The sequence below is a fragment of the Alkalilimnicola ehrlichii genome (genome assembly GCF_003399765.1).
In the GTDB taxonomy this organism is placed as follows: domain Bacteria; phylum Pseudomonadota; class Gammaproteobacteria; order Nitrococcales; family AK92; genus AK92.
This window is the reverse complement of the sequence record NZ_NFZV01000033.1, coordinates 1-22987: the sequence shown is the minus strand read 5'-3', so window position 1 is coordinate 22987 and position 22987 is coordinate 1. Positions and strand designations below refer to the sequence as shown.

25 protein-coding genes and 3 tRNA genes are annotated in these 22987 nt (G+C 57.0%); 21 read left to right on the top strand and 7 right to left on the bottom strand.

Going from position 1 to position 22987, the window contains the following annotated elements; all coding sequences use genetic code 11:
- Window positions 1–2 precede the first annotated feature (2 nt).
- The 14 genes from asnB (at window position 3) to CAI21_RS20005 (ending at window position 13124) form a co-directional block, all read left to right on the top strand.
- Window positions 3–2066, top strand: a complete 2064-nt coding sequence (gene asnB / locus CAI21_RS20065) for an asparagine synthase (glutamine-hydrolyzing) (protein WP_116303927.1) — start codon at window positions 3–5, stop codon at window positions 2064–2066.
- On the top strand, window positions 2032–2238 hold the full coding sequence (locus tag CAI21_RS20060) for an acyl carrier protein (RefSeq protein ID WP_258868246.1): 207 nt from the start codon (window positions 2032–2034) through the stop codon (window positions 2236–2238). Before asnB ends, CAI21_RS20060 begins: the two co-directional genes overlap by 35 nt.
- Window positions 2235–3731 carry a class I adenylate-forming enzyme family protein gene (locus CAI21_RS20055; protein ID WP_116303925.1) on the top strand — a complete coding sequence of 499 codons (1497 nt, stop codon included), beginning with the start codon at window positions 2235–2237 and terminating at the stop codon, window positions 3729–3731. Before CAI21_RS20060 ends, CAI21_RS20055 begins: the two co-directional genes overlap by 4 nt.
- 10 nt (window positions 3732–3741) lie before the next feature.
- A complete protein-coding gene (locus CAI21_RS25325; RefSeq protein WP_258869010.1) occupies window positions 3742–3930 on the top strand; it encodes a hypothetical protein in 189 nt (62 codons plus the stop codon).
- The gene (nadE, locus tag CAI21_RS20050) at window positions 3864–4733 is read left to right on the top strand and encodes an NAD(+) synthase (protein ID WP_258868245.1); all 870 of its coding nucleotides are present in this window, start codon (window positions 3864–3866) and stop codon (window positions 4731–4733) included. Before CAI21_RS25325 ends, nadE begins: the two co-directional genes overlap by 67 nt.
- A gap of 495 nt (window positions 4734–5228) precedes the next feature.
- Window positions 5229–5864 (top strand): GNAT family N-acetyltransferase, encoded by a 636-nt coding sequence (locus tag CAI21_RS24285; protein WP_116348508.1) that lies wholly within the window; start codon window positions 5229–5231, stop codon window positions 5862–5864.
- A gap of 91 nt (window positions 5865–5955) precedes the next feature.
- Window positions 5956–7422 (top strand): lipopolysaccharide biosynthesis protein, encoded by a 1467-nt coding sequence (locus CAI21_RS20040; RefSeq protein ID WP_116303924.1) that lies wholly within the window; start codon window positions 5956–5958, stop codon window positions 7420–7422.
- A gap of 114 nt (window positions 7423–7536) precedes the next feature.
- Window positions 7537–8481: a GNAT family N-acetyltransferase gene (locus CAI21_RS20035; RefSeq protein WP_116303923.1), complete on the top strand. Its 945-nt coding sequence runs from the start codon at window positions 7537–7539 to the stop codon at window positions 8479–8481.
- A gap of 11 nt (window positions 8482–8492) precedes the next feature.
- A complete protein-coding gene (locus tag CAI21_RS20030) occupies window positions 8493–9638 on the top strand; it encodes a hypothetical protein (RefSeq protein WP_116303922.1) in 1146 nt (381 codons plus the stop codon).
- A 67-nt stretch (window positions 9639–9705) separates the two neighbouring features.
- Complete coding sequence (locus CAI21_RS20025) at window positions 9706–11061, top strand: glycosyltransferase family 4 protein (RefSeq protein WP_116303921.1); 1356 nt, start codon at window positions 9706–9708, stop codon at window positions 11059–11061.
- The gene (locus tag CAI21_RS20020) at window positions 11058–11564 is read left to right on the top strand and encodes an LbetaH domain-containing protein (RefSeq protein ID WP_116303920.1); all 507 of its coding nucleotides are present in this window, start codon (window positions 11058–11060) and stop codon (window positions 11562–11564) included. Before CAI21_RS20025 ends, CAI21_RS20020 begins: the two co-directional genes overlap by 4 nt.
- Window positions 11561–11818 (top strand): DapH/DapD/GlmU-related protein, encoded by a 258-nt coding sequence (locus tag CAI21_RS20015; RefSeq protein WP_116303919.1) that lies wholly within the window; start codon window positions 11561–11563, stop codon window positions 11816–11818. Before CAI21_RS20020 ends, CAI21_RS20015 begins: the two co-directional genes overlap by 4 nt.
- On the top strand, window positions 11797–12054 hold the full coding sequence (locus tag CAI21_RS20010) for a hypothetical protein (RefSeq protein ID WP_116303918.1): 258 nt from the start codon (window positions 11797–11799) through the stop codon (window positions 12052–12054). The genes CAI21_RS20015 and CAI21_RS20010 overlap by 22 nt, the downstream gene beginning before the upstream one ends.
- 5 nt (window positions 12055–12059) lie before the next feature.
- A complete protein-coding gene (locus CAI21_RS20005) occupies window positions 12060–13124 on the top strand; it encodes an O-antigen ligase family protein (protein ID WP_116303917.1) in 1065 nt (354 codons plus the stop codon).
- Window positions 13125–13254: 130 nt separating this feature from the next.
- Here CAI21_RS20005 and CAI21_RS20000 read toward each other — a convergent pair whose 3' ends face one another.
- From CAI21_RS20000 to CAI21_RS19975, 6 genes are all read right to left on the bottom strand, one after another.
- Window positions 13255–13794 carry a glycosyltransferase gene (locus CAI21_RS20000; RefSeq protein ID WP_116303916.1) on the bottom strand — a complete coding sequence of 180 codons (540 nt, stop codon included), beginning with the start codon at window positions 13792–13794 and terminating at the stop codon, window positions 13255–13257.
- The gene (locus tag CAI21_RS19995) at window positions 13791–14240 is read right to left on the bottom strand and encodes a glycosyltransferase (RefSeq protein ID WP_116303915.1); all 450 of its coding nucleotides are present in this window, start codon (window positions 14238–14240) and stop codon (window positions 13791–13793) included. Before CAI21_RS19995 ends, CAI21_RS20000 begins: the two co-directional genes overlap by 4 nt.
- A gap of 22 nt (window positions 14241–14262) precedes the next feature.
- On the bottom strand, window positions 14263–14949 hold the full coding sequence (locus CAI21_RS19990; RefSeq protein WP_116303914.1) for a GNAT family N-acetyltransferase: 687 nt from the start codon (window positions 14947–14949) through the stop codon (window positions 14263–14265).
- Between the two features lie 268 nt (window positions 14950–15217).
- Window positions 15218–16150 carry a glycosyltransferase gene (locus CAI21_RS19985; protein ID WP_116303913.1) on the bottom strand — a complete coding sequence of 311 codons (933 nt, stop codon included), beginning with the start codon at window positions 16148–16150 and terminating at the stop codon, window positions 15218–15220.
- Window positions 16147–16698, bottom strand: coding sequence for a glycosyltransferase (locus CAI21_RS19980; protein ID WP_116303912.1), 552 nt, complete (start codon window positions 16696–16698; stop codon window positions 16147–16149). Before CAI21_RS19980 ends, CAI21_RS19985 begins: the two co-directional genes overlap by 4 nt.
- A 23-nt stretch (window positions 16699–16721) precedes the next feature.
- The gene (locus tag CAI21_RS19975; RefSeq protein WP_116303911.1) at window positions 16722–17291 is read right to left on the bottom strand and encodes a glycosyltransferase family 4 protein; all 570 of its coding nucleotides are present in this window, start codon (window positions 17289–17291) and stop codon (window positions 16722–16724) included.
- Window positions 17292–17520: 229 nt separating this feature from the next.
- On the opposite strand from CAI21_RS19975, the gene CAI21_RS19970 reads away from it, so the two are divergent.
- From CAI21_RS19970 to wecB, 3 genes are read left to right on the top strand one after another with little or no spacing between them, the layout of a single operon-like run.
- Window positions 17521–18651 (top strand): glycosyltransferase family 2 protein, encoded by a 1131-nt coding sequence (locus CAI21_RS19970; RefSeq protein ID WP_116303910.1) that lies wholly within the window; start codon window positions 17521–17523, stop codon window positions 18649–18651.
- Window positions 18652–18683: 32 nt separating this feature from the next.
- Window positions 18684–19850 (top strand): DegT/DnrJ/EryC1/StrS family aminotransferase, encoded by a 1167-nt coding sequence (locus CAI21_RS19965; protein WP_181919556.1) that lies wholly within the window; start codon window positions 18684–18686, stop codon window positions 19848–19850.
- Window positions 19847–21013, top strand: coding sequence for a non-hydrolyzing UDP-N-acetylglucosamine 2-epimerase (gene wecB / locus CAI21_RS19960; protein WP_116303908.1), 1167 nt, complete (start codon window positions 19847–19849; stop codon window positions 21011–21013). The genes CAI21_RS19965 and wecB overlap by 4 nt, the downstream gene beginning before the upstream one ends.
- Before the next feature lie 77 nt (window positions 21014–21090).
- Here wecB and galE read toward each other — a convergent pair whose 3' ends face one another.
- Window positions 21091–22110, bottom strand: coding sequence for a UDP-glucose 4-epimerase GalE (gene galE / locus CAI21_RS19955; protein WP_116303907.1), 1020 nt, complete (start codon window positions 22108–22110; stop codon window positions 21091–21093).
- Window positions 22111–22492: 382 nt separating this feature from the next.
- Between galE and CAI21_RS19950 the strand changes: the two genes are divergently transcribed.
- The 4 genes from CAI21_RS19950 to CAI21_RS19935 all read left to right on the top strand — a co-directional run.
- Window positions 22493–22576 (top strand) — tRNA-Tyr (locus CAI21_RS19950).
- Window positions 22577–22626: 50 nt separating this feature from the next.
- Window positions 22627–22700 (top strand) — tRNA-Gly (locus CAI21_RS19945).
- 42 nt (window positions 22701–22742) lie between these two features.
- A tRNA-Thr gene (locus CAI21_RS19940) sits at window positions 22743–22818 on the top strand.
- A gap of 73 nt (window positions 22819–22891) precedes the next feature.
- Window positions 22892–22987, top strand: a 96-nt coding sequence (locus tag CAI21_RS19935) for a GTP-binding protein (protein WP_220348929.1), incomplete at its 3' end; no start/stop codon positions are given.

Below are 22987 nucleotides of genomic sequence, written 5' to 3'. Positions count from 1 at the left end.
ATATGTGCGGAATCGCGGGTATTTTCTCCTTTACGGGCGGCAAACCGGCGCAGCCGTGGGAGCTGCGGGCGATGGCGAGCATGGTGCGTCATCGCGGGCCGGACTCGATCGGCTTTTATCGCAATCGTCGCGTGGGCTTGGCGCATGCACGGCTTAGCATTATCGATCCGACCGGGGGGCAGCAGCCGTTGCATAGCCCCGACCGGGGTCTGTCTCTGATTTGTAACGGCGAAATCTTTAACTATCGCGAACTCCGACGCGATCTCCTCGCCTGGGGTTACGATTTTCAGACTGAAAGCGATAGCGAAGTCATTCTGGCCCTATACCGCCGGTACGGCCTTGATTTCGTGCACCGACTAAACGGGCAGTTTGCGCTTGCGTTATGGGACGTGCGCGAAGAGCGTTTAGTGCTTGCTCGCGATCGCGTCGGCATTCTGCCTTTATTCTATAGTCGTCAGGGCGAACGGTTGCTGTTTGGCTCGGAGGTGAAGGCCTTGTTGCCACTGTTCGATCGTACCCCGAGATTGAATCCGGTAGCCCTCGACCAGTTGATGACGTTTTGGGCGCCTCTGGCTCCAGAAACCATGTTTGAAGGCGTTCACTCCCTCTTACCCGGCCACATGTTGATCGTTACCCGCGACGAGACCCGGCTACGAGCCTATTGGGACTGGCATTTTCCCGATCAAGGCGATTGGCGCGGGCAGTCCGAGGCTCATTTGGCAGAGGAGCTGCGGGAGTGGTTAAGCGACGCCGTTCGGTTGCGTTTGCGAGCGGACGTATCGATTGGCACCTATTTGTCGGGAGGCTTGGATTCTTCTGCCTTGACCGCGTTGGCGGCCGCTCAGAGTGACGACAGGTTGAATAGCTTTTCAATTGGCTTTGGGGAAGGCTCCGGTTATGACGAAACACCGTATCAAAGCATGCTGGCCGAGTCGCTAGGAACCCTCCACCACACTGTCGTCTGTCAACCGACCGACATCGTTAGCCGCTTTCCGGAGGCTATTTGGCACACCGAGGCGCCGGTACTACGCACCGCGCCGGTACCGATGTGCCACCTTTCCGCTAGGGTACGGGGGACCGGCTGTAAAGCCGTGCTGACCGGCGAAGGTGCTGACGAAGTGCTGGGTGGGTATGACCTATTCAAAGAAATGAAAATCCGTCGCTTCTGGGCTCGGCAGAGACATTCGGTTTGGCGACCACTTTTGCTCCGCCGCCTTTACCCTTACCTCAATCTTAACGGACAGCGGGCGCCGGCATACCTGGAGCAGTTCTTCGGTATGGGGCTCGCGCGAGCCGATTCGCCGTTATTCTCTCATCTGCCTCGGTGGATCACTACGGCTCGTTGCAAGTTGTTCTTTAGCGAGTCCTTGCAGGCGGAACTGACGGGGGGCGATGCCTTGGGCGGATTACAAGCGAGTTTGCCGCAGGATTGGGAGCGCTGGCACTCGTTTAACCAGGCGCAGTACCTGGAGGCGAAAACCCTACTGAGCGGTTATTTGTTGTCTGCTCAGGGGGATCGGATGCTGATGGCGAATGCCGTGGAAGGTCGGTTTCCGTTTCTGGATCATCGGTTGATCGACTTTGCCGCGGGGGTATCTCCACATCTGAAAATGAAAGTGTTGAATGAGAAGTACCTACTTAAGCGTGCGGTGGCGGATCTGGTTCCGGCCGACATTTGTCGGCGACCGAAACAGCCTTACCGGGCGCCCGATGGGCCGGCTTTCTTCGCAGGCGACGAAGCGGATTACGTGCGGGAGCTACTTAGCGAAGAAACCTTGCAACGCTATGGGTATTTCGACGCTCGACGGGTGATGCATTTGCTGAGTAAAGCGCGTCAGGGGAGGGCTATCGGCGCCAAAGACAACATGGCTTTAGTGGGTATTTTATCGACTCAGTTGTGGCATTGCCTTTTTATCGAAAACTTTCAACAACGGTTCAGCGGAGCCGGGCACGACTCACGCAACCACCTGGATACTGGGGAAACCGATGTCGATAACCGAAAAGATCAGACAGCATATTCTGGCGAATTACTTGTTCACCGACGATCCGGCGGCCTTGGCGGATGACGACTCCTTCCTAGAGCAGGGGATCATCGACTCGACCGGCATCATGGAGGTGATCTTTTTTCTGGAAGAAGAGTTCGGTATTCGTGTCGATGACGATGAATTGATTCCGGAGAACCTGGACTCGGTGAATCGGATCGCCCGTTTCGTGCAGAGAAAAAGGGTGGCGGCTTGAGCAGGCCGCAGAGCGTGCCCGAGCTCTTGCTGCGGGCGGTCGGCCGACACCCTGAGGCGGAAGCCTTGGTCGAGGGGCGGCAACGCTGGTGCTATCGCACCCTATGGGAGAAGGTTGCAGCCGCGGCCAAGTTGCTTGAGGCGTACGGTTTAGGAGCAGGCGAGCGGGTTTTGCTGTTCAAAGAAAACAGCCTTGCCTACGTCGTGGCGTACTATGCCGTATTACTTGCCGGCGGGGTTGTGGTGCCGGTTAACGCTCAGGCCAAGGCCCGCGAATTGTTAACGGCGCTAAGCCATAGCGAAGCGAATTTCCTCGTCGCGGACCTGGAGCACTCGGCCGTAACGTTCGCGCAAGCCGCCGCTCCGCAAGTGCGGTTTATCGATTGCGGGCAGTTACTGGAGGCGCCGCCTGCCTCGACCGACGATTTTCCTAAGCTCACGGCCAATCAGTCCGCCGCGATTGTCTACACCTCAGGAACGACCGGCCGTCCCAAAGGGGTTCTGCTTAGTCACGGTAATCTGGTCAGTAACACTTTGGCGGTGGCGGGTTACCTCCGGCTGACGGCGGCGGATCGTATCGTTAATTTGCTGCCGTTTCAGTTTGCCTACGGCAACTCCGTGTTGCACACCCACTTGGCCGTAGGTGGATGTGTCGTGATCGAAAATAACTTCGTGTATCCGCACCGGGTTCTTGCTTTGATGGAAGCGGAAGGCGCGACAGGCTTTGCCGGCGTTCCAGCCACATACAGTCTGTTGCTGACCCGCACCCGGTTAGAGACCTTTTCGCTTCCAGCCTTGCGCTATCTCACCCAAGCGGGCGGGCCGATGCCGACGCCCCATATTCAACAGCTTAGACAGCATTTGCCGCATGCGGCCTTTTACGTCATGTACGGCCAAACCGAAGCGACCGCCAGGCTTTGTTATCTACCGCCCGAGCGGTTAGATGAGAAGCTCGGCTCGGTCGGCCGCCCTATCGAGGGCGTAGAAATCAGTATTCGCGACGATAATGGCGAGCCGTTATTGCTGGGCGAGCGGGGCGAAGTTTGGGCGAGAGGGGCAGGTATCATGCAGGGTTACTGGCGCGACCCTGTCGGAACCGGCGCAACCTTGGTAGACGGTTGGCTACGAACGGGGGATTTGGGTTATCTCGATGCTGACGGGTTTCTCTATTTAGAAGGCCGAGTCAGCGAGATGATCAAATCCGGTGCTTACCGGATTGCACCGCAGGAGATCGAGGAAGTCTTGATTGAGCTGGAGGGCGTGGCCGAAGCCACCGCTATTGGCGTTCCCGATCCGATATTGGGGCAAACCATTAAAGTGTTCATTATTCCTGTTCCTGGCGCAGGCGTGGACGAGCGGAAAATTAGGGCGCATTGTCGGCGGCATCTCGCGCCGTATAAACAGCCCAAATGGGTTCAGTTTGCCGCCGAACTGCCACGAACCCGCACCGGCAAAGTGCAGCGTCATCGGCTGCGAATGGATGTAACCGATTGAGGGAGTATGCATGTCGGCAGTAACCCACGTGCGTTTGTCCGCCGCAGTGCTGGAGATGGATGAGGCGGCTGAAGTCGCTCGTATAACCACAGGGCTGCGCGAGGCGTTGCGCAGTAAACTGCGGCGGCGGGGGTGGTCGTCGCGATATCCGGGGGTATCGATAGCGCCGTATGCGCAAGCCTTGCGGTGCAGGCCTTAGGAGCGGGAAAAGTATTTGGTTTGTTATTGCCGGAGCGAGACTCTTCCCCCGAGAGCTTGGAGCGCGGGAGAGCCCTTGTCGACTATCTTGGGATCGACCATGACGTTCAGGATATTGCGCCGACGCTCGCCGCGTTGGGTTGTTATCGTTGGCGGGACGATGCCATTCGCAGCGTCTTTCCACATTACGACGAAACCTGGCGCAGCAAGATCGCGATTGCCGGTGGAGACAAAGGGCGCTTTAATCATTTCCGCTTAGTGGTGGAAGACCCGCAGGGCCGGGTGGCCGAGCAGCGTTTGGGTTTGCAGCCGTACTTGCAAATTGTTGCTGCCACCAATTACAAGCAGCGTATTCGTAAAACGATTGAATATTTTCACGCCGATCGTTTGAATTATGCCGTGGTCGGTACGCCTAATCGTTTGGAATACGACCAGGGCTTCTTCGTAAAAAACGGCGACGGTTCGGCAGATGTCAAACCGATAGCGCATCTCTACAAAACGCAGGTCTATGCGTTGGGGCGCCACTTAGGCCTTCCTTCCTCAATTTGCCAAGCAGTGCCGACCACGGATACCTACAGTCTTCCGCAAGGGCAGGATGAGTTCTACTTCGCGCTTCCTTATCAGCAGATGGATCTTGCTCTATGGGCATATAACCACCATCTAACTGCTGCGGAGCTTGCAGAAACCCTCGATATCAGTGTCGAGCAGGCCCAATGGGTGTTCGACGATATCGAAGCTAAACGGCGAGCAACCTCCTATCTTCATCAAAAAGCCGTACTGCTATCGAGCGTGTCCGAAGTTTAGCGGGCTACCGGCTGTAGTCCGCCAGCCCTTCGCACAGCGAGGTGCAGTATGGCGGGGAGCCGGGAATGGAAGCGAGAGCCTGGATAGAGCCTGAACAACAGTGTCGAATCGAGCTGATAGCTTCTGGTCAGGGGGCTCAATGGAATCAATTTGTCGCCCGCCATCCGTATAGCTCAATTTACCATCGGTACGAGTGGGCCGAGTTGATCGAGAGCCTGTTCGGTCATCGCCCTTTTTATTGGGGGGCTTTCGGGCCGGCAGGGGAGTTGCTTGGAGTCTTACCGCTTATCCGCTTGAAGAGTCGCTTGTTCGGCGATTATCAGGTATCGATGCCGTACTTCAATTACGGCGGTGCATTGGCGGACACGCCGGCCCTAGAGCGTGACCTGATGGAGCGTGCCGTCGCTGAGGCTGCTCGGCTCGGGCTGAGCCATGTTGAATTCCGCGATACGCGACAGCGGGTTTGGCCGGGCCGTGAGAGACGAGAAATGCGGTATGGAGCTGTTGCTTCCAGACGATCCGGCACCTTTATGGAGCGATATCGGATCAAAGCTGCGGGCTCAGATCAAGCGGCCGCGGCGGGAAGGCGTTACGGTCGATGCCGGCGGTGCGAATCTGCTCGCAGCGTTTTATTCCGTTTTCGCCCGGAATATGCGCGATCTTGGGACGCCGGTGTATCCGAAACGCTTTTTCTTACGGATTCTCGAGTTGTTTCCTGACCAAGCTTTTATCGTCACGGTAAAGCATCGGGGGCGCCCGGTTGCGGCAGCCTTTCTCCTCGGTTGGCAGGACAGGCTCGAAATCCCCTGGGCTTCTTCTATTCGAGAGTACAACCGGATAGGCGTGAATATGCTGCTGTACTGGGAAGCTTTATGCGCAGCCATCGAGCGTGGCTATCGCTGCTTCGATTTCGGTCGATCCTCAGTCGATAGCGGGACTTACCGCTTTAAGCGGCAGTGGGGCGCGAGGCCGGTTCCCCTGTACTGGTATTACTGGTTACCGCCAGGTAAATCCCTACCGAATCTGACGCCTGACAACCCGAAGTATCAGTTGGCGATACGACTGTGGCAGCGCTTGCCGGTAGCCGTGACGAACCTGCTAGGCCCTTCTCTGGTTAAGAACTTGCCTTAATGGGTGTTCGGCGCGGTAGGCGTTGGATTGGGGGGCTGCTGGACGGGCGAGGTTTCCTCTCTGTCGGTTGCTCGGTGGCGGAGGGAGATGCATGGACTTCGCAACGGTAAAACGGGCGGTTATCACCGGCTTTGCCTGGCAAGGGGCAACCAAGGTCGTAGTACAGACAGCTTCGTGGGCTTCAACGATTTTCGTTGCTCGCCTCATTGCACCTTCTGACTACGGAGTCATGGCCGCGGCAGCCATGTTTACGCAGCTGCTGGTTTTAGTCACCGAATTAGGCATGGCTCAGGGCCTGATACAAGCGAAGGAGACGACTCGGCGGCAAGAAGACGGCGTCTTTTATTTGTCTTTATTGCTGGGGGTGCTGACATACGGCGGCCTTTATCTGGTCACGCCTTTCGTAGCCGCTTTCTTCGATATGCCAATCCTCAACCAGATTCTTCCGGTTCTGGGGGTGGTCGTCATCCTCGGTAGTCTGAAGACCGTGCCCTTGGCCATCGTGATGCGAAAGATGAACTTTCGTTATCGATCATTGGTTGAGATGGGCCAAAGTTTGGTGATGACGGTCACGGTCATTGTGTTGGCGGTACAGGGGTTCGGGGTCTGGAGTCTCGTCTGGGGGCCGATTGCCGCTAACCTATTCGTCGCCTTAGCTTATTTGCCGTTGCTTAAGCGTATACCGTTGCCCACAATGTTCTCGTCCGCAGTGGTGCGCATCGTAAGCTTTGGCGTGAAAGTGACAGCCACGAATGTGCTGTACTTTTCTTGGACGCGTTCCGACGTCACGATTATTGGCCGCTTTCTAGGGGAGCGGGCGCTTGGCTTTTATAGCATGGCTTTTCAGTTTGCGCTCTTGCCCCTGGACAAGGTCGGCTCCATCTTCAATCAGGTGTTGTTTCCGGCGCTGTCCCGCCTACAGGACAATCTTGCCGAGTCTCGGCAGTTGTTTCTTTCTTTACACCGTGCCTTGCTGATTATCTCTTATCCACTAATTTTCGGCCTTATCGCGATTGCCGATGATTTTATCGAATTGCTGTTGACCGAGGTCTGGTTACCGATCGTGCCGTATTTGCAAGTGTTGTGCTTGGTGAGCGCGGTGCGTATCAGCGGTATGTTAATGCCCCCGGTGTTGTACGCGCGCGGTCAACCAGGCCTGATGGTCCGCTACAGCGTTCTTTGCGCCTCGGTTTTACCTTTAACGTTCTTTATCGGAGCGCAGTACGGACTGCCGGGGGTCGTTTTGGGGTGGCTGCTTGTTTATCCGTTTTTGTATCTCGTACTGGCCCGATTTGGCTTGCGGGCACTGGGCCTGCGCTGGCGAGAGTTACTGCAATCGGCTGCTCCGGCAGTGACGGCGACCCTGGCGATGTTTCTCGGCGTCGTCCTTTTCCGGACCTACTTTGCCGAAAGCCTACCGTTGTTTACACGGGTGTTTGCGGCGATAGGCGTCGGTGGAGCTCTGTATCTCGGTGTGCTTGCTGTGTTGTTCCGAACCCAGTTGGCGGAACTGAAACAGCGCGTTCTGATGTTGCGCGGCGGTAACGCCAGTCTATAAGGAAATATCTGGCGGCCCGCCGGATTCCCGTTTACGCGTTTAGCGAACCGCGCTTCATCTGCAAAAGGGACGGAACACGCAAGCAGGAGTGTGGCGAACCACAAGGGGGAGAACATGGAATTTCGTTGGCACGATATCGATGCCGATCCCCTTGCATGGGATCGGTTGGTGAGCGAAACCCGACAAAGCCTCTTTCACCTAAGCCGTTTGTTACGGGTGCATGCCTTTGGCCGTACGCGACGACGCGGGGTCATACTGAGCTATCGGGGGTACCCGATGGCGGTCGTTGGCGGTCTGGTTCGGCGGGAAACAAATGGAGACGCTTTTGAAAGCCTATGCTTCCCTTCGTTAATGCGAGGTCGCGACGATTTACTCGAAGCTCTAATCGGTTGGTTGCGCGATCAGGGCATAAGCAAAGTGCGGTTTGGATCGTTCTCCGGAGGGGTTGAGGGCTACCCCTTAGACTGCTCATCGTTCGCGGTGAGCGAAAGGCTAGAATTCCCCTGGGAAATCAGCGAAGGGACGGAGGCCTTACGGCGGAAACTGCGCAGCAACCATAAGCGGAAGTTAAATAAGCTGGACCGGCGTAAGTTGACGTTAAAAGCCGTAGACCGCCGGCAGGCCTGGTTGTTGACTTGCGCTCGGGCTCAGTGGGCGCAGCGCAAGGGGCAGCGGCTACAGGTGCGGGAGTTCCTGCATATGTATCGCTACCATCGCTTGCTGCATAAACACCTAACGACTGCGGGTATAGGTAATTTATATGGCCTATACGACGAGCAAGAGCGCCTGCTGTCGTTGGCTTATATGCTTGAGTACAGCGACTTGAGTTTCTACATGATCGGCGCCAGTTCACCGGAGGGTTACCGCATTAACGCGTCTATGAAACTGTTCTGGGACATGGCGCGTTTCTACTCCGAACAAGGTTTTCGCTATCTGCATCTTGGCGGAGTGCCGAGTGCGGCACTGGCGGAACAGCATGACGAACATGGAGTGTACCGTTTCAAACAGGGGTTTGGAGTTACTCCTGCGGTGCGCTTGACCTTATCAACCCATAGCTGAGGGAGCACGTCGTGGGCGTGATAATGCAGTCGATAAACGATTTCCTCGGCCGGTCGCTGATCACTCCTCGGCCGGCCGCGGAACATCTGGAAGCCGTGATGGCTTGGCTGTGTCGTGCGCAGGATGTGGGCGATGACGACGGTGTTGCGCGGATGTATCACCTCAAACAGGGGTGGGGCGCTTCTTATCCGGAAACGACCGGCTACATCATTCCAACCTTCATCGAGTATGCCCGTTACACGGCGCGGGAAGAATACCTGCGGCGGGCGCGCCGTATGGCGGATTGGGAAATCGATGTGCAAATGCCGAGTGGCGCGGTCCAGGGCGGAACGATAAACGATCCGTCAAGCCCAGCAGTCTTTAATACCGGGCAAGTGATTTTCGGTTGGGTTGCCATTTTCCGCGAGTCTAACGATGAGCGTTACCTCAATGCATTGATACGAGCCGGGAATTGGCTATGCGAAGTGCAGGATGACGATGGTGCATGGCGGCGTCATCTCAGCGCTTTCTGCCAACCTCAGCCGACACCGGATTCTTACGTGTACAACGCGCGCACAGCGTGGGCGTTGTGCTTAGCGGCACAGGCATCGAATTCACCGCGATACCGCGAAGCCGGCCGTAAGAATGTCGCTTATGTCGTCTCGCGGACATTCAACAACGGTTGGAGCCAGGACAACTGTCTGAACGACACGCGCAAACCTTTATTGCATACCATCGCCTATACCTTCCAAGGCTTGTTGGAGGCCGGTTTGCTGTTAGGCGAGGAAGAGCCGATTCGACGTGTGCGGATCGGGAATGCGCATCTGGCCGAATCCTTTGAGCAGACCGGACAGCTTTACGGCCGTTACGATGCGTCGTGGAAGCCCGTCGTTCGTTGGCGTTGCCTTACCGGTGAGGCGCAAACGGCGATCGTTTGGTATCGCTTAGCTCAGGTGACCGGTGAGTCCGTCTGGAGAGAGCGGGCTATTGCCTTGACCAACCAAGTGAAGGCAACCCAGGCGTTGGACGGTAACCCCGATGTCGTGGGCGGTATTAAGGGCTCCCATCCGATCTATGGTTGGTACGGAAAAGATCAGTACCTTAACTGGGCCGCCAAATTCTTCGCCGATGCTTTAATGCTGGAGGCCGGTTACGGCCGCGCGTCCACTTCCGGTTAGGTACTCGCGGTTAGAGTACAGGACACTTTTTCTTAATGCGCAGGCGTAGGTTGCCAGGGAAGGGTTAATGGACGCGCGAGTGCTGATTATCTCCTATCATTTCTATCCCGATCACGCAGTTGGAGCCAAACGGATGTCCGAGCTGGCTCGCGAGTTGGTAGCCGCCGGATGTCGGGTAACGGTTCTAACCGTAGCTAAAAACGGCCAGCAGGACCCTGCCTTGCTGACGCGAGTCGATGGGGTGGAAATCATTGGTGTGCCCCAGCCGCCAAAGCTCCTGCGCAAGGTGTTGCCTTATCTGCGTCGGCAGCGGAATGCCGAGTCGGCAGTCGCGAGCGCTGAGTCGGCGCAGCATCCCGTCGCAGCAGAGACGGAAAGTCGCATCGAGCGATTGAAGCGATGGTATCACTCGCTCGAGTGGTTGGTAGACGACAACAAAGCATGGGCTTGGCGTACCTGGCGGCGAGCGGTAATGCTTGGTTTGGAGCGACCGTTCGATTGCGTTATCTCGTCTGGGCCTCCGCATTCGGCACACTTGGCCGCCCGCTGGGCAAAGCCTTGGTTGCGTGCCCCCTGGATTATGGATCTTAGAGATCCGTGGACGGACGATAGCGAGTGGCGAGCGCACGTGCATAGCAGGGCCAGTCGATGGATTAACCGTCGTTTCGAGAGCAACGCGCTGTGCAAAGCCGATCAGGTTATCGCGACAACGCCGGGTTTGGCTGCAAGATTGCAGCTGCGTTTCCCGCGTAAGCAGGAGGCGATCGATACCGTTTACAACGGTTACGACGAAGCCGTACAGGCGCTGCCGCCTTCTCCTAGGGGCGAGCTGCGCCTGCTGTATGCGGGGTCCTTATATTACAACCGAGACCCCTTCCCGCTGCTTTCAGCGGTGGCAAAGCTGGTAGACGACCCGGCTGTCGACCGTCGTAAAGTGCGGTTTTCGCTGGTGGGCAATTGCAGCGACTGGCAAGGCCGCCCTCTGGTGCCGTGGATAGAAGAGCACGGACTTGCCGATTGCATAGGCGTGAGGCCGCCGGTAAGTCCGGACGCCGTGGGCAAATTGCTGGCAGAGGCGAACGTGCTGGTTAACTTCGCCCAGGGGCAGCCGCGGCAGATTCCGGCCAAGATGTTCGAGTACATTGCCGCAGGCAGAGAGATGTTACTGCTCACCGAACGGGAGAGCGACTCGGCGCGCTTGGCCCTCACTGCCAAGGCTGGCCGTGTCGTCGAGCCCGGCGATGTCGATGAGCTGGTGCGGACCCTGAGGGACTTATACCGGTTTTACGTTGAACAAGCCCAGGTCTATCAGGCCGAAGCGGCCGAGGTTGCCTTGTTCAGCCGAGAACAGCAAAACGCTCGCCTTATTCAGCTAATCGATACCTATCGGGCCCGCAGCTTAGCGCCGGAGGCACAATCGTGAGGTTGGTCGATCGGATCCGTCGACAGGAAACGCCTTTCTGGCGTTTTCTCTATCGCATGGCGAAAACCGTTCGCGGCTTTACCGTCCCGCGCATGGCTTGGCTCGGCTATTTATTCGACGCCGAGCGGACGGTGCGCCACCAAAGCTGGCGTTGGTTGGTCAATCAATACTATATCCACATCTTGGCTGCGCGCTGTACCCGGCTGGGCAAGCATGTCGCGTTGGATGGCGACGTGCCTTTGATTTTCGGCGATGGCGAGATCGACATCGGCAATCATGTTTTCATCGGCAACCGCCAGACCTGGGTCGTGGGGCTCAAGGTCTATGACCGGCCGAAACTCATTATTGGCGACTACACGGTGGTTAACTACGGCACGCTCATCAGCGTCGCTCAATCGGTAACGATCGGGCGTTATTGCCGGCTCGCCGGCGAGCTAAAGATTTTCGATAACAACAGCCATCCTACCGATTATCTGGCGCGCGCGATAACGGCGGGCGTATGACCGAACGCGACGTGGCGCCGGTGATCATCGAAGACGATGTTTGGATTGGCAACAATTGTATTGTTTTGAAAGGCGTACGAATCGGTCGCGGTGCGATTGTAGGGGCCGGCGCCGTGGTGACGAAGGACGTTCCTGCTTACTGCATTGTCGGGGGGAATCCGGCCCGTGTGCTTAAGCGCTTACCGGAGCCGGAGCACAACCGGGTTCAGGCGGACAAGGAGGGGCACCCACCATGCCAAGCCGCAACGGGGTGAACAAGAACGGAATCAGCCAAGAGGCACGGCTGGGTCTCGTATTCTGGATCATGTGCTTGTATTTCTTGTTCCAGTACGCGCGACCTCATGACATGATTCCCGCATTGGCCGCCTACCGTATCCCGCTGATTCTTACCTTGTTAATGCCGATTTTGTGGTTCGCCAAAGGGGATAAGCGGGCTTTAAAAGATCCGTTGATTATTCTTTACGGTTTTTTATTTTCATCTCCGGCCTGAGTATTTTGTGGGCGACCAACCTTTTTTGGGTCGCAGAGTACACCAAGATACTCGCCGCTTTTCTTGTTGCCGCCACTCTGCCGGCGGCAGGCTTGTTGCAAGACCGGCGTAAGCTATCCGTTTTCTTTAGTTTTTGGGTGCTGATTCACGTCTTCGTTGCCTGGGTAAGCATTACCAATGAGGGGCGAGGGACCGGCAGCTTCCTGGTCGACGAGAACGATATGTCGTTGGCCATCAACATGGCCATTCCCTATGCCTACTTTCTCATGCAATCGCGCGAGCGTGGCACGCTGTTTAAGCTTTGCATGTTCTTGGCGATCTGCTTGATGTTGACCTCGATCGTGTTCTCCGATTCTCGTGGTGGTTTAGTGGGCACGTTCGCGGTTACCGCCGGCATCTTGTTAACCACCAAACACCGCATCCGAAACGCGATCTTCGTTGCGGTTATCGCAACGGTAGCCTACCTCAGCGTGCCGGAAGGTTATGTTGACGAAATGCAGACGATGGCAGATGAAGAGGATGCGACCCGCGTCGAGCGCCTTTATTCATGGCGGCTAGGGTGGCATATGTTTCTAGAGAACCCGATCTTAGGGGTCGGCGTTGGCAATTACCCCTGGGTAGTCGCCGACTACGAAGCTCGCTATGGGCATTATACCGGCCGGCGAGGCTTGGGCGGGCGTGTCTCCCACTCGTTGTATTTTACGCTGATTCCCGAGTATGGCCTGGTTGGGACGACGCTGTTTGCGGTTATGACGGGCATGATGGTATTTCGTCTGTTCTCGGTCATACGCCGCGAAGACAAGCTGGCGGCGGAGCAGGCGGGTAAGAAGCGAGCGCCGCCGACCGAAGCCGGGCTTTTGGCCAGAGCCATGTTGGTTTCAATGCTCGGGTTGTTTTCCTCCGGTGCCTTTATTTCGGTGCTGTATTATCCGCACTTCTGGTATTTGATCGGCTTTGTGTTGGCCTTGTATTACGTCACTCATCCGGAGGCGGTGAAGAAGACCGCCGTCGACCGGCGCCGTATGGCAACCCAACAAGGTCTAGGCCCGGGCGGTTCTACACCGGCGTGACGACGAGCGTGGCGTCAGCCACGTTCGTGGCCGATCGCCGTCGTGTCGTGATCATGCACAAGTCCGCTGAACCGGCCAATCGAAAGGCGATTGGCCCCGGGCGGCGTAGTCAGGAAACTCGTTAAGGGCGTCAGGCGGTTTGTATGGAAAGCCCTGCTTCGAGTTGTTCGAGGAGGTCAAGAATTCCTGTCCGATATTTTTGCCAATTTAGGCTCAGGTCTTGTTTTAGCTCCGCGACTTCCTGCATTAAGCGGGTATGTTCGTTGCGTAGCTGAAGTAGTTGCCGTGCGATATCGGCGGCTGTGTTGTCCGTGAAAAGCGCACCCTTGTGGAAGTAGCTGCGTAACGCTTTGGTGTTGGAGAGAAGCAGCGGTTTTTCTGCAGCCGTTGCCTCGTAGGCGCCGCAGACCAGGCAGTCTTCGCGCGTGGTGAGATCGACAACGGCGTCTGCTGTTTGCAGCAGCTCAATGAATTCCTCCTCGCTCACAAAGCCCGTTAGGGTCACATTATCCGGCACCGTATCCTCCAACGCCCGCTCTCTCCCTCGGCTGCGGCCGGTTACGTATATATGAACGGAAGCGGGAAGTCGTTTTGCTGCTTTCAGCACCTCCAGATAAGGCTCGTCGGCCGCCCAGGTGCAAATGAAGAGCACCTTGAACGAGACGTTCATAGGTGGGGGCTCGCTCTGTCGGGAAATACGGGCAAGGGGTCGGGCAGCACTGCGGCGCGGCCGCCGTGCCGGTGTACTCGCTCTGCTAGAGCAGCGTTGCTCACAATAGTGAGATCGGCATTCCGTAACAGCCACTGGCTTAGCGTGTTGGCCCAACGCTTTTCTCCGCCAAACGGTTCGAGCCCAGCGTTATGGGCGTCGATGGCGACTGGAATTCGAAAGAACTTGCCATAGCGCACCGCCAATGCCGCCAGAACAATCGAAGGGTTCTGGGCAATGATCAGTTTCGGCTGCTCGCGATGGAGAGTCTTGAGTGTTGCAACGGCCGCTTTGATATGGCGCGTACGAGAGGGGGAGTCGAATTCAAATAGCTGGGCGTCTAAAGCAGCGCTGGCGGTGCGATTCCGACGCTGAGTCTCCCAAGTCAGCCAAACACGTTGACTCATGCAACCTCCAAGCCCTACGGGGTTATTCGACGGAAGCGTTAACTCGGCGAACGGTGGTCGCCAGTGGCGGTGGCGCCGTGTGGCTGCCGTGAAAGAACCAGGGGCGATGTCTCAGGTAAGGCACGTCGAGTTGGCTGCGCACCGTTGTGCCAATCGGCTGAAAGCCGATCCGCTCTACCCAACGACGAGCCATTAAATTATCGATATGGACGTGTGTGAGTAGGCCTTTTAATGATTGCTGTTGCAGCCGAGCAAGAACGGCGTAGGCGAAATCGGTTGCCGCCCCTCCCGGTCGCCGTAAGCCGCGGCCGAATGTGAATACATTCTCAAAGCGAGCCCAGCCGGTTGGCAGAGGCGGATACATCCCCGACCAATCAGGAAGCGTGCGTAGAAGCGCGTTGTGTTTGGCTTGAAACAGCCAGATAAAGCACAGCGGTTCATTATCCTCGTCTAACCAGATAAAGCCCTCCCGTAGTCCGTGTTTCCAGAACCGGAGGCCTGATGCGACTTGATCTCGCGTGCTATTGGGGTGCGTGCGTAGCTGCTCTATATGTGCCTGCGCAAGGGGCGTGAGCGTAACGCTTGGGGGCGCAAGGTAGGTGCGATCTCTAAGGTCGAGGCGGTAGCGTATCCACACGTTGTGCTTGACGCGTTGCTTATCGGCACTACTGAGTTTGCGGTAAAGGCGATTGAGCGGAATTGCCGCCACAGGAGGTAGCCTCAGGCAGGTTGATCCCACACAGAGCCAGTCGTCGGCTAAGGCGCTTGCGGATACCTGTTGCTTTGTCCCTGCGAAGTTCATGCCGCGGCCTCCGAAGGAATTTGATACAGACTGAGGTATTGGGTGAGGCAGGCCGATAGCGAGAAGCGTTGTTCGACGAGGCAGCGGCCGTTATCGCCCAGCGTCCGGCGTAGTTGCGGCGAGCGTAATAGGCAATCCAAACGTGCGGTTAACGCCGTGGCATCGCCCGGCGGCGTTAAAAACCGTTGTAATCGTCGTGCACGAGTTCCCGGTTGCCGCCGACATTGGTTACGACGGCGGGTAGTCCAGCGGCCATGGCTTCGAGCACGCTGCAGGACAGTCCTTCGGTGTCGGAGCCGAGGCAGAAGATGTCGGCAGCCTTAAGTAACGAGGCTACGTCGCTGCGCGTACCGAGCAGGTGTATCCGTTCGCCTTGGGGCAGTGTTCGACGCATGCGCTCCAAGCGCTCGCGCTCCGGGCCGTCCCCGACGACCAGAAAGTGCCCTTCAAGGCGGTCGTCTAGTTGCCCGAATGCTTCGAACAACAGACTTTGCCGTTTTAGCGAAACAAGTCTGCCGACCGTAATAATAACCGGCGCATGCGGTGGTAACCCAAGATTCTGGCGTAGCTGCTGGCGATCGCCTCGAACCGAGGGAAAAGCCACGCCGTTGTAGACGGTACGCAAGGCCTGCGGCGAGAAGCGCGCCCGGCTGCGGTAAAACTGCTCCATGTCATGGGAGACCGCGACCAAACGAGTGCCAAGCAGGCTGGCTAGTTGTAGCAAGCGAATACGCGGCGGCTTGTCCGTGATGCTGTAAACGTCGTGCAAGGTTCCGATATGCGGAATGCCCGCCATGCGAGCAGCCGGCGCTGCGCCGGTGATTGGGCCGAATAAGTGCGAGTGTAGTACTTGTATGCCCTCATGTCGGAGGTATTGCTGGAACAGCCATGCAAACTGGGGCAGCGTAGCTGTTTTCTTATAGAAACGGTGGCCTGGAACAACCCGCTCCGTTAGGCCCAGCAACCGGCACTGCTGCTTTAAATACGGGCTGCCAAAATGCAGTACAACTACCTCATGCCCTTCGATTCCGAGGGCCTGCGCAAGATCCAGCACCACGTGCTCGGCGCCGCCTTGGTTCATGGTGTCAATGAATTGGGCAATTCTCATAAACTAGCGTCGGCAACGTTTTCTACAATGGGTAGATAGCGCGAATAAAGCTCGCAATAAGCCTGGGTCATGGCCTCAGCGGAAAAATGTCGTTCAACCCGACGGCGCGCGTTAAGTCCGAAACGGGCTCGCAGGTCGGGACCTAGTACGAGCCGTTTGATGGCTTGACGTAAGGCATCGCTGTCGCCTGGAGGTACCAAAAGTCCGCTGCGATCCTGTTCAATCGTGGTGCCGACATCGCCGACCGAACTGCCGACAACCGCTAGGCCTGAGGCCATAGCTTCGAGCAAAGCCATCGGGAGTCCTTCTTTAAGCGACGGTAAAAGAAAGATGTCGATAGCCTGTAGCAGCTGGGGGATATCTTGACGGCTACCGGTGAAAATAACGTTCTCGGCAAGTCCCGCATGTTGCACCTCGTTGCGTAAGCCGTCGGATTCAGGCCCGTCGCCTACGATCAATAGCTGGATCTGTAATGGCTCCGATACAAGCGCACGCAAAGCCTCCAGGGCAAATCGGTGCCCTTTTTCCTTGGTGAGACTGCTGATCATGCCGAGCGTGATGGCGGTACCGTCTAATCCCAGCCGTGCTTTTCTATCGCGTTTGGTTTCCTCGCGCGGCTGAAGCGATTAGGATCAATTCCGTTGGGAATCTTGCTTAGTTTTTCCGGCGCTATCCCTGCCGCCAACATTTCTTGATAGATGGGCTGCGAGACGGCGACGGTGTGGTCGAAATGCCGTAGGACGTAGCCGTCGATTTTCGCGTAACTACGCAGAGCCCAGGTACTACGTTTCCATAAGTGATTGGTAGCTACTAAGGGAACGCCGCTGCGGGCCAGCAAGGCATAAAAATCTTCTTTGTAGCCGTGGCTATGGATGAGATCGATCGCGTTTTGGCGGACGCAGCGCTGTAGTCGTCTCGCCAATCCTGCATCAAACCGGCCTTTGCAGGGCAAGCGCTGAACGCGGATGTCTTCCTGCTCGGCAAAACGCACAAGTTCCGGCTCGGGTTGGTCGGATTCCAGGGGAATACCGATCACGGCTTCAAAGCCGTATCGATGAGATTGCCGAGCCAACTCTAGTACCACGTGTTCGGCGCCGAGGAAGGCGCTGGAGCCTCGAAGGTGTAAGACTCGCTTGCTCATCGTCTCTCCTTGTTCGAACAGCTCGGTTGCCGTGCGTCCGCACTGGCAGTGGCTGGCGAATCAGCTTGTATTTCTTGGCAGCGCCGCAATCTTTCTGCTGTTGGCAGCAACATATTGGGCGCTTTAGCGACTCGGTTTAGTAGGAGCTGATGTAGGGGCGCCCTATCTTGATTGCCAGATTGGGGAAGGTCGCAAAGGACTACGGCCGGTATCACGGAGTGAGTTACGCATGGAAACGGTCTTTTGGATCGCGTTTATCGGTGCCATCTACAGCTATTTCCTGTATCCGCTCGTGTTGGTATTAACGCCAGGTCGGCAGCCGACACAGCCGCATCCCAGTACCGGTATGCCGAAGCTTACGCTCGTGGTCACCGTTTATAACGAAGCTGAGCGGGTTCGTGCCAAGCTGGATAACTGCCTCGGGCTGCGTTACCCCAGCGACCGGTTGGAAATTTTGATTGCTTCGGACGCATCCGACGACGGCACAGACGCTATCGTCAAGGAGTACGCCGAACGTGGTGTGCGCTTGGTTCGTGCCGATCGGCGCTTAGGCAAAGAGCACGCGCAGCGCCTGGCCATACAAGAGGCTGAGGGGGAAATACTCGTCTTTTCCGATGCCGCCACGCGTATCCCGCACGACAGCCTGCTCCGCATTGTAGAAGGCTTTTCCGATCCGTCGGTTGGGGCTATTTCGAGCGAGGATCGCTTTGTCGCTCCCGACGGTCGCGTCGTCGGCGAAGGGGCGTATGTGCGGTATGAGATGTGGTTGCGCCGCTTAGAGTCCGACGTCCATAGCCTGGTTGGTCTAAGCGGCTCGTTTTTCGCTGCGCGCCGGCGTGTTTGCCAAGAGTGGGATATCCATTCGCCTAGCGACTTCAATACCGCTTTGAATTGCGCACGCTTAGGTTATGTAGCGGTGAGCGACCCCGATCTTAACGGCTTCTATCCGGCCATCCAGGAAGAGAAACGCGAATATCAACGTAAGCTGCGCACTGTTATTCGGGGGATCACCTCGCTCGTGCGGCAGCCGGCCGTGCTCAACCCATTTCAGTACGGCTTCTTTAGCTTTCAGGTATGGAGTCATAAAGTTATGCGCTGGTTGGTGCCTTGGTTCCTGCTAGCGCTGTTGCTGGCTTCCTTTGCCTTGGCAACCCAATCTTGGTTCTATGCCACAGCGCTGGCCGGGCAGTTGGTGTTCTACGCGCTGGTTATTACCGGAATGCTGTGCAACCCGCTGCGGGCCCGTACGTTCGTTAAAATCCCTTATTTTTTCGTTCAGGTTAATGTTGCCATCGCTCATGCAACGCTTGCTTTTTTGTTGGGCAAGCGAGTGACGACCTGGCAGCCGTCAAAACGCTAATGTGGTACGCACTTCCCCCGGCTGGCGAGCCCGTGACGTTGCGCCGCCGCAAGGCGCCGAGCCTGGCAACAGTCTGCGCACCCTGGCGGGTAGATTATTTTCAATCCGGAACCGCCTCGTTAGCTGCGGCGTTAGAGGCGGCGGCTCGGCGTAAATCATGCCGAGAGCCGGAAGTCCTCGTGCCCGCCTATGGTTGCCCCGACCTAATCAGTGCAGCCTTGTTTGCCGGAGTAAAGCCTGTCCTGGTGGACTTCGTTACTGACCGCCCCTGGTTAGATTTGGATGGGGTGGCAGAGAAGATAACCGAACGGACGGTCGCTGTTGTCGCTGTTCCCCTGTTGGGTCTGCCAGAGCGGAGCGCGGAGTTGCGCGCGCTCGCGCATGCGGAGAACGCCCTGTTAATCGAAGACTGCGCGCAGTGCTTTCCGTTCGGGCAGGGCGTCGCGCCGCAGGGCGATTACGTTATTTTGAGTTTCGGACGAGGTAAGCCGGTAAGCCTACTCGGCGGAGGGGCGGTGCTCAGCGCTACGGAAGCACTGGCGGGGTATCTTCCTCAGCCCGTGTCAGCCAACGGCGGTTGGTTGTCTTTTTGGGGAAAATCATTGTTATACAATGGGCTGAGAAATCCTCGCTGTTACTGGTTGCCGCAATCGCTCCCCGCTTTAGGAATCGGTGAAACGCGCTTTGAGCCCCTGCTTTCGCTTAAAGGCATGGATATACCTCGGCGCTCATTGTTGGCGACCAACTTGCAGCTTTATCGGCGTCGTCCGGCCCTCGCTCAGGGCCTGTTCGACGCGATGTTGACGCGCCTCGATGCGTCTGGCGTGAAAGGCGGTTTGGCGCTGTTAGAGGAAAGTGGCGGCAAAAAGGCTCGCTTGCTGCGTTACCCGTTGTTGTTTGACGAGCGCCTGTTACGGGATGAGGCCCATGCTGCCATACAGCGTTTAGGGTTGGGCAGCTCATGTCTGTACGGACGAATCTTACCTGATATCGCGGGGGTCGCCCCTCATCTCCACCGTTGTTCCGGCGCTTACCCCAGGGCAGCGAGCTTTGCTGCGCGATTGTTGACCTTGCCGGTGCACAGCGATGTTCGGACCGATGTCGTTGAGCAAACCGAAGCGATCTTGCGAACAGTACTGGAGTTGGGGGTCAGCGCCATCAAGTTGCCACCGATTCGGGTCAAGGAGGGCGAAGCATGAAGCTTATCCACGTAGTAGGCGCGCGGCCAAACTTTATGAAAGTTGCGCCGATTATCGAAGCCTTCGACGAGTACGACCGTCAGCCGGGGCGTTGCGTGCCAGTGGAGCAACTCTTAGTGCACACCGGCCAGCACTATGATCGGGCCATGTCGGAGCTGTTTTTCGAAGAACTCGGCATGCCCAAGCCGGATATCAACTTGAACGTGGGCTCCGGCCCCCACGGGCAGCAGACCGGGCGAATTATGGAAGCCTTCGAGCCGGTACTGCTGCGGGAGCAGCCTGATCTCGTGCTGGTGGTGGGGGACGTTAACTCCACGCTCGCGTGTGCGTTGGACGCGAAAAAGCTGAATATTCCGGTGGCGCATGTTGAGGCGGGACTTCGAAGCGGCGATCGCAGTATGCCGGAAGAGATTAATCGCTTGGCCACCGACGCCGTTGCCGACCTCCTGTTTACTACGGATGCGATCGCCGATGCTTGCCTGCACAGGGAAGGTGTCGATCCGTCGCGTATTTTCCGCGTTGGCAATGTCATGATCGATAGCCTGCTCAAGCATCGCGATAAAGCGCTACAGCGCCCTACGCTGGAGGAACTGGGCCTGGTGCACGAGGCCAGTCGGCAAGCGTATGCGCTGGTTACGCTCCACCGGCCGGGCAACGTGGACGACCCGCAAGTCTTGCGCGGGATCGTCGAAGCCTTAATGGAAATTGCGCGCGATATGCACGTCGTATTTCCCCTGCATCCTCGATCGCGAGCGCGTTTTGCCGAGCTGAAGGTGCTGGACGCTTTGGAGGCGGCCGGTATTCGGCTCTTGGAGCCTATGGGATATTTGGATTTTGTTAACCTAACAGCGAACGCACGCCTTGTGTTAACCGATAGCGGCGGTATCCAGGAAGAGACGACCATCCTCGGCGTGCCCTGCTTGACGCTACGGCCTAATACCGAACGTCCGGTAACCGTGAATCAAGGAACCAACCGCCTTATCGGCAACGACAAACAAGCCATACTCGGTGCATATAAAGACCTTCTAGAGGGCTCCGAAAGTAAAACCGGCATCCCGTCGTTATGGGATGGGCGTTCTGCGCGGCGTATCGTCGATGCACTGGTCGATTGGTATGCAGGGCAGCATACTGCCGAGCTTAAATTGCACGCCGTAGGAAGATGATGCGCCACATGGCGGAAGGCCGGTGCTGCCACTTTCTGGATGAGCAGCACCCGGCCTGTCTTCTGTATCGTGACACGTTAACCGCCGGCCTGTGCTTCGGCGGGTGCATTGCGGATTTCCGCTAGATGCCTTTCCCAGGCAAGGGAAGTACGTACGATGGCTTCAAGATCGTCATGGCGGGGTTGCCAACCAAGAGTTTCCCTGATGCGTTTTGCATTCGCGATTAATACGGGTGGGTCCCCCGCCCGCCGCGGTTCTTCCTTGATGACCAGAGGAGCGCCGTTGACCCGCTCCACCATATCCAAGACTTCGCGCACGCTATAACCGTGGCCGTATCCGCAGTTTAATGTGGTTGACTCTCCGCCCCGGCGTAAGTAATCCAGAGCGTCGATGTGGGCAGCGGCAAGATCGTCTACATGAATATAATCGCGTATCCCGGTGCCGTCCGCCGTATCGTAATCCGTGCCAAAAATAGAGACGTGGGTTCGATGGCCGACTGCCGCTTCGCAGGCCACTTTAACTAACAAGGTTGCGCGTTCGGTGGACTGGCCGATGACGCCCTCTGGGTCGGAACCCGCGACGTTGAAATAGCGGAGGACAGCGTGCCGCATCGGGCTTGCCTGGCAAAGATCCCTTAGCATCCACTCGGTCATCAGTTTCGATGTCCCGTACGGATTGATCGGCTGGGTGGGGGAGTTCTCGTCGGCGATGCCCTCCGGTGGGATACCGTAGACAGCTGCGGTAGAGGAGAATACAAAATGTTCAACGCCTGCCGCTTGGCAGCATTCGAGAAGCGTTCGCGAGTTAGTCGTATTATTTCGATAGTACTTTAGCGGGTCGGCGACCGACTCCGGTACGATCGTATGTGCCGCAAAGTGCATGACGGTGTCGATCTGATACTTCTCAATCAGTTCGGCAACCAGCTTGCGATCGCCGGTGTCTCCGACTACAAGTTCTCCGCCGACCACTGCGTCCGCAAATCCGGTGGTTAGGTTGTCGAGTACGACGACGTTCTCGCGCCGCGTTGTCAGTTGCTTGACAACGTGACTCCCTATATAACCGGCACCGCCGGTGACGAGGATGGTATTTTGTCCCACAGCCGACTCCCTAGCTTATTTATAGACATGAGCAGCGGAGCACTATCCCACTGTTGCTGCGCTTAAACAACCTGGTGTCGCATTCTCGCGACCGGTGCTAGCGATCGTTAATCGCCTTAGCGCATGTTGGTGTCCGAGATCCTCTCGGTTTGCAGGTTTACGTCAGGTGTCTGCTGACCTTGACAGCCAAGCTCTCCGCTGGCTCAGCGGCGTTCAGTTGCGCGCGAATAGCAACTGCTGACACTTGAGGCAAAATTGGGACTCGCAAATTGCTAATCAACTGGGTATACTTCCGCACCGCTGCCGACGTAATGCGCGAAACGCGCACTTGTGGCTTGACACAAGGTCCCGAAATAGCGGAGACTACGCGGCTTCACGTTCTGGAGGGGTTCCCGAGCGGTCAAAGGGGGCAGACTGTAAATCTGCTGGCTCAGCCTTCGGAGGTTCGAATCCTCCCCCTCCACCAGATTTGAAGCTCGCCTTGTTGTATGGCGACGAGGCGGGTAAGAGAACTGCGCGGGTGTAGTTCAATGGTAGAACCTCAGCCTTCCAAGCTGATGGTGTGGGTTCGATTCCCATCACCCGCTCCATTATGCGCGCACCTTGGGGTGTGAAGGGTTCGAGACGCATTTGCCCATGTAGCTCAGTCGGTAGAGCACTTCCTTGGTAAGGAAGAGGTCACCGGTTCAAGTCCGGTCATGGGCTCCACTTCTTTGGTAGGCGCAGCGTCGGCTGGAGACGGTTCCGGCCGTCCATCTTAGGTAGTCGGGGAGAAGTTACCGTGTCCAAGGAAAAGTTTGAGCGTACGAAGCCGCATGTGAACGTAGGGACCATTGGTCACGTTGACCATGGTAAGACGACGCTGACGGCGGCTTTG

Coding starts and splice junctions, on each gene's coding strand:
- CAI21_RS20015 (WP_116303919.1), top strand. CDS start 11,561: ATGACCGAACGCGACGTGGCGCCGGTGATCATCGAAGACGATGTTTGG.
- CAI21_RS25325 (WP_258869010.1), top strand. CDS start 3,742: ATGTCGGCAGTAACCCACGTGCGTTTGTCCGCCGCAGTGCTGGAGATG.
- CAI21_RS24285 (WP_116348508.1), top strand. CDS start 5,229: ATGGAGCTGTTGCTTCCAGACGATCCGGCACCTTTATGGAGCGATATC.
- CAI21_RS20010 (WP_116303918.1), top strand. CDS start 11,797: ATGCCAAGCCGCAACGGGGTGAACAAGAACGGAATCAGCCAAGAGGCA.
- asnB (WP_116303927.1), top strand. CDS start 3: ATGTGCGGAATCGCGGGTATTTTCTCCTTTACGGGCGGCAAACCGGCG.
- CAI21_RS19985 (WP_116303913.1), bottom strand. CDS start 16,150: ATGAGAATTGCCCAATTCATTGACACCATGAACCAAGGCGGCGCCGAG.
- CAI21_RS19970 (WP_116303910.1), top strand. CDS start 17,521: ATGGAAACGGTCTTTTGGATCGCGTTTATCGGTGCCATCTACAGCTAT.
- CAI21_RS20035 (WP_116303923.1), top strand. CDS start 7,537: ATGGAATTTCGTTGGCACGATATCGATGCCGATCCCCTTGCATGGGAT.
- CAI21_RS19975 (WP_116303911.1), bottom strand. CDS start 17,291: ATGAGCAAGCGAGTCTTACACCTTCGAGGCTCCAGCGCCTTCCTCGGC.
- CAI21_RS20040 (WP_116303924.1), top strand. CDS start 5,956: ATGGACTTCGCAACGGTAAAACGGGCGGTTATCACCGGCTTTGCCTGG.
- wecB (WP_116303908.1), top strand. CDS start 19,847: ATGAAGCTTATCCACGTAGTAGGCGCGCGGCCAAACTTTATGAAAGTT.
- CAI21_RS20000 (WP_116303916.1), bottom strand. CDS start 13,794: ATGAACGTCTCGTTCAAGGTGCTCTTCATTTGCACCTGGGCGGCCGAC.
- CAI21_RS20025 (WP_116303921.1), top strand. CDS start 9,706: ATGGACGCGCGAGTGCTGATTATCTCCTATCATTTCTATCCCGATCAC.
- CAI21_RS19995 (WP_116303915.1), bottom strand. CDS start 14,240: ATGAGTCAACGTGTTTGGCTGACTTGGGAGACTCAGCGTCGGAATCGC.
- CAI21_RS19980 (WP_116303912.1), bottom strand. CDS start 16,698: ATGATCAGCAGTCTCACCAAGGAAAAAGGGCACCGATTTGCCCTGGAG.